7 protein-coding genes and 1 rRNA gene are annotated in these 10712 nt (G+C 47.6%); all 8 read left to right on the forward strand.

Going from position 1 to position 10712, the window contains the following annotated elements:
* Positions 1–226 precede the first annotated feature (226 nt).
* Complete coding sequence (locus AC1DE7_RS25295; protein WP_340031665.1) at positions 227–2470, forward strand: glycoside hydrolase family 88/105 protein; 2244 nt, start codon at positions 227–229, stop codon at positions 2468–2470.
* 266 nt (positions 2471–2736) lie between these two features.
* Positions 2737–4077 (forward strand): ABC transporter substrate-binding protein, encoded by a 1341-nt coding sequence (locus AC1DE7_RS25300; protein WP_053061439.1) that lies wholly within the window; start codon positions 2737–2739, stop codon positions 4075–4077.
* A 47-nt stretch (positions 4078–4124) separates the two neighbouring features.
* Positions 4125–5075, forward strand: coding sequence for a carbohydrate ABC transporter permease (locus AC1DE7_RS25305; protein WP_036616398.1), 951 nt, complete (start codon positions 4125–4127; stop codon positions 5073–5075).
* Positions 5072–5920, forward strand: coding sequence for a carbohydrate ABC transporter permease (locus tag AC1DE7_RS25310; protein ID WP_036616400.1), 849 nt, complete (start codon positions 5072–5074; stop codon positions 5918–5920). The genes AC1DE7_RS25305 and AC1DE7_RS25310 overlap by 4 nt, the downstream gene beginning before the upstream one ends.
* A 28-nt stretch (positions 5921–5948) precedes the next feature.
* The gene (locus AC1DE7_RS25315) at positions 5949–7817 is read left to right on the forward strand and encodes a cache domain-containing sensor histidine kinase (protein WP_477535429.1); all 1869 of its coding nucleotides are present in this window, start codon (positions 5949–5951) and stop codon (positions 7815–7817) included.
* Positions 7814–9418 carry a response regulator gene (locus AC1DE7_RS25320; protein ID WP_477535430.1) on the forward strand — a complete coding sequence of 535 codons (1605 nt, stop codon included), beginning with the start codon at positions 7814–7816 and terminating at the stop codon, positions 9416–9418. Before AC1DE7_RS25315 ends, AC1DE7_RS25320 begins: the two co-directional genes overlap by 4 nt.
* A 51-nt stretch (positions 9419–9469) precedes the next feature.
* A complete protein-coding gene (locus AC1DE7_RS25325; RefSeq protein WP_477535431.1) occupies positions 9470–10018 on the forward strand; it encodes an N-acetyltransferase family protein in 549 nt (182 codons plus the stop codon).
* 631 nt (positions 10019–10649) lie between these two features.
* A 16S ribosomal RNA gene (locus AC1DE7_RS25330) occupies positions 10650–10712 on the forward strand; the annotation flags it as partial.

Raw genomic sequence — 10712 nt, forward strand, 5'->3', positions numbered from 1 at the left:
TAATCAAAAATCTGTAGCCACCACAGAACATGTCAGTTATACTGGGATTATTATTCGTCTATTCAGAAGATAACCAAGGGACATACCTATTTCCCGGTAAGGGGATTACCCACCTAGGTTAAGCGCTATACTTTATTACTGCATATTAGTTTGGTGCTCCAGTGTGGATGGTATGAATGCTATGATATAAGACTTTATTTCAACGGGAGAAGGATGTGTGCCATCGATGACGACCTATTTCAGTGAACCACAGAGCATGTATTACCGATTTGGAGAAGATCAGGATCAGGTGCTGAAGGTACTGGCCGAGAGGTATATTGGAGCCAATGCACAGGCTGATTTTGTATATCGGGTATTCCAGAAGTCTGGTATTTTGCAAAATGAAAAAGGGCTTTATGATCTGAATTTAGGTAAACGCTTTCCTGATGCGCCTAAAGACCATATATCCTACGCAGCTGCATTGGTTTGGGGGGACGAGGACCGGAATTTGGACGTGTTGGTCCGCTGTTATGGGCCTGTTCGTTTCTATTTCAATGAGCAGTTGGTCTATCGCTCTACCGTAATGGATGAGATTAGTCCAGACGCAACGGTGAAGCTCAGCATCGATATCAAGCCTGGTTGGAACACCATTTGGCTGGAGATGAAAAACACCCCTGCCGGATTTGGTTGCCAATTTGGGTCAGATGAAGGAAAAGTGCGCATTTTGAATGTATATGCTCCATTTCAGGAGAGACAGGGGCAAGCGGGGTGGGTGTTCTCCCAACCGAACCCAGCCACGAGTAAACAACCGGACCTGCTTGGAAAAGAATCAGACGTCAGCTTGAACTGGCTGCCTGAGACAGGCTGGTCTAATGAAGATAAAACCAAGCCAGCTTTCGAGCGAATATTCGGAAATCTTGCTGGTAAGCATGCTTATGCTTGGACCCATCTGAACAATAACGATTCAACCGGGAATGCAGTGCGATTGTCAGGTCAATCTTCCGGTTCTCTAAGTATATGGATTTGCGGCAAGCCTGTGGCGCAAGTGAAGGAAGCGGGTCCGTTCGAGGTGGATGTACCAGCCTCTTTTGGGCGGAGTGACCTGCTTGTCCGAAGTGAATATGACGATACGGCTGGACCTTGGCATTTTAATTTGAACGCAACCGTGTCGGGTAAGCCGCTCTCACTGGAACTTCCTCAGCGTGTGCACGGAGCTAATGGAGAGTCTTGGTTATATGTTGGACCTTTTGAGTCGGAGGTTGAACCGGACTTGGCGGATCTGACTCGAACGGACCGAGTGTATCAAACGGGGCAAGGACAGACATATTGGCGCTTAGATCGACCGGATGCTTGGATCAGACCTTATTATGAGAATGCTATGTTGAGCAACAAATGGACAGTGGGCAGTGTGACCAATTATGGTCGCTGGGATTATCCATTGGGTGTCACTGTATATGGTCTATTACGGACGGGGCGTTATTTGCAAAGACCGGACATTACACGTTATGCGGCTGAGCATGTGCAGGCATGTACCCAGATGTATGAATACTCCTTATGGGATCGGGAGCAGTATGGTTTCCCGGCAGTCAATCAACAATTGGTCATGCTGAAAATGCTGGATAACTGTGGTTCTTTTGGTTCGGCCATGCTAGAAGCGTATTCCGAGTGTCATGAACCAACGTTTCTTCCGATTGCTGAACGGATTGCAGATTTCATGCTTTCCCGCCTGGAACGGCAGGAGGATGGTGCATTTTATCGCACATGTGTAGGGGAGTATGCCGAGAATACCATGTGGGCAGATGACCTCTATATGAGCACGCCGTTTCTCGTTCGTTATGCACGGGTGACAGGCAACTCAGCCGCATTGGATGAAGCCGCCAGACAATTTTCACTGTATCGGAAGTATCTGTTTATGCCTGAGTTCAAGATCATGTCCCATGTGTATGATTTCAAATACGGACAGGCAACGCAGATTCCATGGGGACGGGGAAATGGCTGGACACTGTTTTCCTTGACAGAGGTATTGGAAGCTTTGCCAACAGAGCATCCCGAGCGCCCAGCCTTAATAGATTTCTTCAATGAGCTGTGTGAGGGGTACGCAGCGCTTCAAGGGGAAAGCGGGTTGTGGCATCAGGTGTTGAATGTTCCGCAGACGTATGAAGAAGCCTCCTGCACGGCGATGTTTGCCTATGGTTTTGCGAGAGGTGTACGCTTTGGCTGGTTCAAAGACCCGGAAGTTTACGTCACAGCTGCCGAGCGGGCTTGGAAGGGACTTATCTGCAAAGCCATTGATCGTCAAGGGAGTGTGCATGGCGTGTGTAGCGGATCACGATATGCGTTTACGGCAGAGTATTATGATCAGGACTTGCGTACCGTTACCAATGACAATCACGGAATAGGCATTATGATGCTGGCAGGAACTGAAGTAGCAAAAATGAAGAAACATCTGGCTGAACACAGGGTGTCTTCACCTGTGGTCTCCCATTCTTAACAGACCACCGAGGTCTGATTTTCATACTATCGTTCCTATACAACAAGTTGTCTTCTGCTCCACGTAATACGGTTGTATATCCGTAATCATATTTGAGACGGGATCATCACCGCCGGGAATATCATTCCTGGTGGTTTTTGATTCCTGTAACTCCTTACTTTTTTGACAGGAAAGCTTACTTTTGTTTATGTCATGTGCAGTAATAGACCGATACAATAGGTTTTGTAAGCGATTCCATAAATGCAAAAAGGGGAGGAAATTCATTTATGATGATTACAAAAAAGTGGGTAACCCTGTTCTGTCTGTCCCTGTTATTGTTCGCTACAGCCTGTTCTGGAGGGGCCACCGATACACCATCTTCTTCTGGGGAAGCAAGTGGAAGTGAAGGAGATTCATCAGGCAAGATTGAACTGCGCATGACCTGGTGGGGATCACAGACCAGACATGATCTGACGACCAAAGTGATCCAATTGTTTGAAGAGAAACATCCGGGAATCACCATTAAACCTGAATATTCCGGTTGGGACGGTTACTTTGACAAGTTGACTACACAGGTAGCCGGTTCAAATGCACCAGATATCATCCAGATGGATTACGCCTTTTTGACTGACTTTGCCCGGCGTGGTGCCTTGCTTGATCTGACTCCGTTTGCAGAGAGCAAAGAGCTGCGGACAGAGGATCATGATCAGAGCATGATTACAGCCGGTTCGATTGACGATAAATTATATGCAATTACCCTCGGAGTTAACGCACCAGGTGTCATCTATGACGCCACCGTATTTCAGGAATTAGGTATAGAAGAACCACAAGAGAGCTGGACATGGAAGGATTTTGGGGATATTGCAACCAAGATCGCCGCAGCCAAAGGTGAGGGGTTCTATGGATCGGCAGACATTTCCGGTACAACGAACATGTTTGAAGTGTTTATTCGGCAATCCGGGAAAGGATTGTTTGATGGTGGCACAATGACAGCTACCAGCGAGGAGCTTCAACAATGGTTCGATATGTGGAGCGCACTACGCGAGAATGGTGGAGTGACTACAGCGGAGATAACGGCATCCACAACCAATGCGCTGGAGACACGACCGATCTCACTGGGCACAGCCGCCATGGACTTTGCATGGTCCAATCAATTGCTGACATTCCAGCAGGTGAACAAAAACCAGGATCATAAGCTTGGCATACAAGTGCTTCCGCATGGTGTAGGTGAAAAGCAAATCGGTGAATATCTGAAACCAGGCCAGTTCCTCTCCGGTTATGGTAAAACCAAACATCCAAAGGAAGTTGCCATGTTCATTGATTTCATGGTCAATGATCCAGAAGCAACCGCTATTCTTGGTTCTGAACGTGGGGTGCCGGTCAATTCCAGCATTCGTGAACAGATGCAGCCTACGCTGCCGGAAGCGGAGCAAACCATTTTCCAATTTATCGATACTGTATCGAAGAACTCCAGCGAGATTGACCCGCCATACCCGCAAGGATTTGCTGAAGTGGACACAAGTTTCAAGAGCGCAAGCGAGCAGATCGCCTTCGGTCAAGGTAATACTCCAGATGTCATTGCCCAGTTTATTGAAGGAGCCAAGGCTACGCTTGGATCGAGTCAATAATGATTGAAACTGTCTCACACTTCTAATTCTGCGGGGAGGTTGCGAAGATGACGACATCACAGGTCAGTCAAGCCCGAATCGAGCGTGTAACTACCCGGCGGGTCAAACGGAGATATGCGCATAATGGAGCCGCACTTCTGTTTCTCGCCCCATGGCTTGTCGGATTGTTATTCCTTACCCTAGGTCCAATGTTGGTATCGTTATACATCTCGTTCACCGATTACAGTATCCTGGCCGCCCCTTCCTGGGTCGGTCTGGATAACTACACCACGATGTTTACATCGGATAAACTGTTCACCCAGTCGCTCAAAGTCACCTTCACGTATGTCGCTGTATCCGTACCGGTCAAATTGATTTTTGCGCTGCTTGTAGCGATGTTGCTCAACAAAGGGATTCGAGGATTAGGTATTTATCGGACAGTGTATTACATCCCGACATTGCTTGGAGGTAGCGTGGCGATTGCGATGTTGTGGCGTAAAATGCTGGGTGGGGACGGGCTACTCAATAGTGTGCTTGCCATGGTGGGCATTAAGGCGCCCGATTGGGTTGCTAATCCGAAGTATGCCCTGTACTCCATCGTCCTGTTATCCGTATGGCAGTTTGGATCATCCATGATTATTTTCCTGGCAGGTTTGAAGCAGATTCCACCCGAATATGATGAAGCCTCAGCGGTAGATGGTGCAGGTCCCCTGCGGAGATTCTTCTATATAACGTTGCCGATTCTGTCACCCGTTATCTTCTTCAATCTTGTCATGCAACTGATTACATCCTTTCAATCGTTCACGCAGGCTTTTGTTATCAGTAATGGTAGCGGAGGGCCAGTGAACTCAACCCTAATGTACTCTCTGTATCTGTACAAAAAAGGATTTTCATTCTTTCAGATGGGCTATGCTTCTGCGATGGCCTGGGTGCTGGTCATCCTGATTGGCGTATTTACATTGCTCGTATTCCGCAGTAGCAAGCTGTGGGTGCACTATGAGGATGGTGGGAAATCATGATTGGACAACGGAACTCTACAGCATGGGTCGTCAGCAAACATGTGTTGATCTCAGGCATCGCCTTTGTCATGCTCTACCCGATCCTCTGGATGCTGGGCAGCTCATTCAAACCGGGACATATGATCTTTACAGAGACCTGGTTCTGGCCACAGGAATGGAATTGGCAAAATTACATGAATGGCTGGTCGGGAATTCAGGGTAATCCGTTCTCCCGGTTCCTGACCAACTCTGTCATCCTGTCGCTTGGCGCCGTGCTGGGCAATGTCATCTCATGCTCAATGGCGGCATATGCCTTCGCCCGACTGAATTTTCGTTTCAAAGCCATTTGCTTTGGACTGATGCTTATGACGATCATGCTGCCCCATCATGTGACGCTGATCCCGCAGTATATCCTTTTCAACCACCTGGAGTGGGTGAATACGTATCTGCCGCTTGTGGTGCCCAAATGGCTGGCGACCGACGCCTTCTTCATTTTTCTCATGGTACAGTTCTTCCGGGGATTGCCTAAAGAGCTGGATGAGGCGGCAACTATTGATGGGTGCGGTCCTGTGAAAATATACACCAAAATCATCATTCCACTGGCTTTCCCAGCATTGGTTACCACGATGATCTTTACGTTTTTGTGGACATGGGACGACTTCTTCAGTCAGTTGATCTACCTGAGTGACGTTAGCAAATACACCGTGCCGCTAGGTCTGCGCCTGTTCCTTGATTCCAGCTCTCAATCCGATTGGGGCCCGATGTTTGCCATGTCGGTGTTGTCGCTGGTGCCATGTTTTATCGTATTTATCGTGTGTCAAAAGTACTTCGTGGAAGGAATCGCGACCTCTGGGCTCAAAGGGTAATTCCAAGACGAAACGAGTTGATTTTTCCATGAGGAAAGGAAGATGGTCTTCATTTATTAATCAAAAGCTGCAACAAAGCAAGCTCTCCACGTTGATGGTGACTTGCTTTATTGCGTTTAACCTCCTGCTCGTCTCGGTTGTGGTCTGGCTGGCATATCAGTCTTTCTCAGCAGTCACATTTGCCGAGATTAGCAAAGCACGCCTGGCTCTTCTGAACGAAAGCACACGTCGGGGATTTGATTTCATCACAGGGGTAACAGGAACCGCATATGGTTTGGCAAGCAATCGGGAGCTGTCCAATTTGCTCGAAACGGCTGATACGGGCAGACTTGCACAGATTCACCAGCGGAGAGAGGTCTCTCGAATCCTGGATCATACCATGGTCGTGAGTGAAGGCATCACTTCCATTGAACTGTATACGGATGTCTTCAATGGAGTGACAGTGACTATGGCTGATCGCATATTTCCGGTGGACACCATCGCACATGACTCTTGGTTTGCTACGCTGGAAAAGGCTGATGCGGCTTGGGTTCCGCTGCGTGAGAACGAATCTGGCCAATCCCTGGTCGGATACGCCCAACGGATTTTCGACAGTCGTGGTGGAACGGTTGCTTATGTGCTCATTCGACTGAGTAGAGCGGACATCGTACGCAGGTTTGCCGATGTACCCATGGTGCTTGATGGAAAAGTCCTGTTGGTAGATACGGCTGGTAATGTCGTAATGCAGATGGGGAGAGTTGATCCAGCAGGGGAGAATGAACGAGTGGATCGAAGAAATGAAGCGAGTACAGTACAGGAAACGGGGGAAGCTGTAAATTCATCTTCTTCTATTATAGATAGTGCATGGATTCAGGAACATGTCCAGCATGGTGCAGACGGGTACGAAGTAGTTTCCGGCCAACCTGGAGGTGCTCAATTGGTGCTGTACTCCAGGCCAGCCATGCTTCAGTGGCGCCTCGTACAGACTATTCCGGTATATACACTGTTATCTCCGCTCAGACAAGCAGGCTGGCAGATCCTTGGCATCGCCGTGCTGGGACTATTATGCTCGGCTGTGCTGGCGTACCTGTTTGTAAGGCAGATCATCCGACCTTTGCGACAATTAATCAGACGAATGAGACAACTGGAGAAAGGTGACTTCGATACCCGGGTCCAACTTTCGTTTACGGAGGAATATGCCCATTTGGCTTATGGATTTAATCACATGGCTTCACAGCTCACGACGCTGATGGAACAGGTGAAGGATGAGAGCCGGGCCAAGCGTGAAGCCCAGACGGGCTTGCTTGAGGCCCAGATCAAACCCCATTTTTTATACAATACCCTCGACATGATCCACTGGCGCGCACTTGATTACGAAGCCAAGGATATCAGTCGCATGATTGTACAACTCAGTAAGCTGTTACGGATCGGACTGAGTGGAGGGAGACTGTTTATACGGGTTCGTGATGAGTTGGAACATGCCCGTTGCTACGTTAACATCCAGTCAGAGCGGCTGCCGTTCTCCATTCAATATCAGGAGCAGATCGATCCGCATATTCGCGGTTGTTACATTCCCAAGATCATTTTGCAGCCCTTCATCGAAAATGCCGTTATGCACGGGCACCCTGAAGAAGGCACACTTCGAATTCAGGTGCATATGCACGAAGAGGTTGGCCCGCATGAGGATATCGTCATTCGTATCACGGATAATGGGCGGGGTTTGCCGGAGGGGTGGAAACTCGAAGAGACGTGTGGCATCGGCGTACGGAATGTACATCAGCGCATCCAGCTTTATTGTGGGAAGAGGTATGGTGTTCAACTGAGCGATAGAGAGTCAGGTGGAGTGGAAGTGACCATTACGCTGCCGCGTATTGAGACCGACGAGCAATTAAATCTATGGCTGGACGGTGAAAAATGATGAAGACCATTATGCTTGTTGATGACGATCCTCATATTGTAAAGGCATTAACAGATCATATCGATTGGCCTTCTCTGGGCCTCAGCATTGCAGGGACTGCTTCCAATGGCTTGGATGCGCTGGAGCTGTTTCACCGTATGCATCCAGATGTCGTTATGACTGACGTCTATCTACCTGGGATGACCGGGCTTGAGATCACACAGACGTTGCGACGTGATCATCCCCACCTGCCGATCATCATTCTTAGTGGATATGACGAATTCGAGAACGCCCGGGCAGCCATGCGCTGGGGGGTGAATCACTTTTTGCTGAAGCCGGCAGAGGTTGAGGAGATTGAGTCTGTGCTGCGTGAGGTGTTACTGGAACAAGATGTGCGAGAGCGGCATGAGCGACTGGAGCAGACGTACAAGCAGGAGGTCGGACGGGTACTTCCGTATTTGCGCAAACAATTTCTTCACGAACTGCTGACTACGCGATATCGGGCAGACGAGCTGCCCAAAGAACGCATGGACTATATAGGCATTCATATGTCCTCCCAGACACGCGCCATTAGTCTGCAACTGAATCGCCCCGTATTTTTGACACGAATGAAAGAACGGGATTGGCAACTTCTCCGCTATGGGGCGGCCGATATTATTCAGGAGACGGTGAAGGAGCAAGCGGCGCGCATGAATGGTCAGGTAGAGATTGTTGATTATTCGGATCAGGTATTTGTGTTGCTTCTATTAGGAGATAAAGATCATCTGGAGGATTGCCTGCCACTCGTGGAGAGGATGATCGATCAGATCTTTACGTATCTGAAAATTGAAGTGAGTGCTGGAATCGGAAGATCCAAGAGTCACCCATGTGAGGTGATAGATTCCTATCTCGAGAGCAGGGAAGCGGTGGAAACAGCAGAGTTTAAAGGTGGAAGTCGTATATACCACTATGAAGCATCAGAGGAAACAGAACCAAGTGTGACCGATTATTCATTATTGCTTCGTCAATGGAATGAGGCTTGGGCGGATATTCGCCCTGACCTGGCGGAAGAGGTATGGCATCATATTTGCCTTTTGCTGAAAGAGGGGAAATGTGTTGGGATACAGGATGTACAGGTTTTGGCCGTCAGTCTGTTCGACACGTTGATGCATAGCTGGAACCGACTTCATCCTATGTTAACGCCGCCGCTGGCGATGAGTGATTTTTTGCGTGAAATTCAATCGAAATATGCTTTGCATGATCTGGTAAACTGGATGGATCGTATTATCTGCGACTGGCTGGAACAGATACGTAAGGAGATGGGCGAGAAGAAAAGCAATAAACTTATCGAGCAGGTGAAACAGTATGTAGAGCTTCATTACGCCGAAGAGATTAGTTTTGAAGCGATAGCCAAGGGGCTGTTCGTACATCCGAAGTATCTGAGTCAACTGTTCAAAAGGGTGACCGGTGAGAATTTCGTGAGTTATTTGAACGGGTACCGAATTCAGAGGGCGTTGGAACTGTTGCAGTCGGGACATTACATGGTATATGAGGTGAGCGAGATGACGGGGTTCCGTAATGCAACGTATTTCAGCCAGGTGTTCAAAATGCTTACGGGCAAGAGTCCGTCTGAGGTGGGGTAGAGCGATACAGGTACAGTAATTAAATAAAGTGGAAGAGGAGGTATGGTTCTTATGATGATCGATCAGCAGGAATATTACATTAAAGGTTTATCTTACTCCATTAGATCGGCAGAGGAAAAGGATGCTGAGGCCTTGTCTTCACTACGTGTACAAATCGATGGGGAAACCGAGAACATGGATCGTGAAGAGGGCGAGGCGTATATCGACGCAGCCGGGTTTAGGCGGATCATCCATTTGGACACTGAGAAGTCACGGAATCTGTTCCTTGTTGCTGTAGTAGCGGGTGAGATTGTGGGATACTCCCGATGTGAAGGTACAGAGCTGAAGCGCTTTTGCCATAAAGTTGAGTTCGGCGTGTGTGTAGCCAGAGAGTTCTGGGGGCATGGGATTGGCAAGAACTTGTTAGAGAAGTCGATAGAATGGGCAGACCAGACTGGTGTAGAGAAGATGACGTTGAACGTGCTGGCATCCAATGAAAAGGCAATCGAGTTATACCAAAAGGGTGGCTTCGAGATCGAAGGTATTTTGAAAAAGGATCGTAGACATGCGGATGGACAGTATTACGACACGATAGTGATGGGCAGGTTCAGAGACTTATAATGGTATAAAAAGTGAAAAGCAGAATCTATATAAGCCCACAGCTTATGGAGTTTAATTATTAGATTTGATACCGACATAATAGATAGCAGTGTTATTGAGAAGATGTATTATGTTTCTTATCTTATAGAACGAATGTAATGATGTTGAATGAGTCTATTCACAACCTATTATTGAGATAGATTAGACCGGTGAGTGTATATAGGATATAGTAAGAGGATATTACCATTGGAAAAAGAGATTATGAAGAGATTGAATCATATATATAATCAGTTTCCGGATGGGATATTTTACAAGTAGCAATTGTGTTGTGTATATGATATATTCTATTTCCGGCCAAAAAAACACGAGAAACAAAGTGCCGCAGGCAAAACAAATAAGCTTCGAAAGAAACTTAAAAAAAGAGCTTGCTAAGTTGGTTCGGAAGTGTTATGATATAAAAGTTGCTGAGGAGAACAACACTCGGTAACAAAAAAAGTTTGATCTTTGAAAACTGAACAACGAGTGAGTAAACATTCTGCTTACAGAATGAACGCGAAAGTTTGAGGCAAGCCTTGGCTTGAATCGACTGGAGCACAAATGAGATTTTTAATCTCGTCAGATTCAAAATGAGCTTATCGCTCTTTTCAATACTTTATTGGAGAGTTTGATCCTGGCTCAGGACGAACGCTGGCGGCATGCCTAATACATGCAAGTC

Source organism: Paenibacillus sp. 10L310, assembly GCF_056395745.1.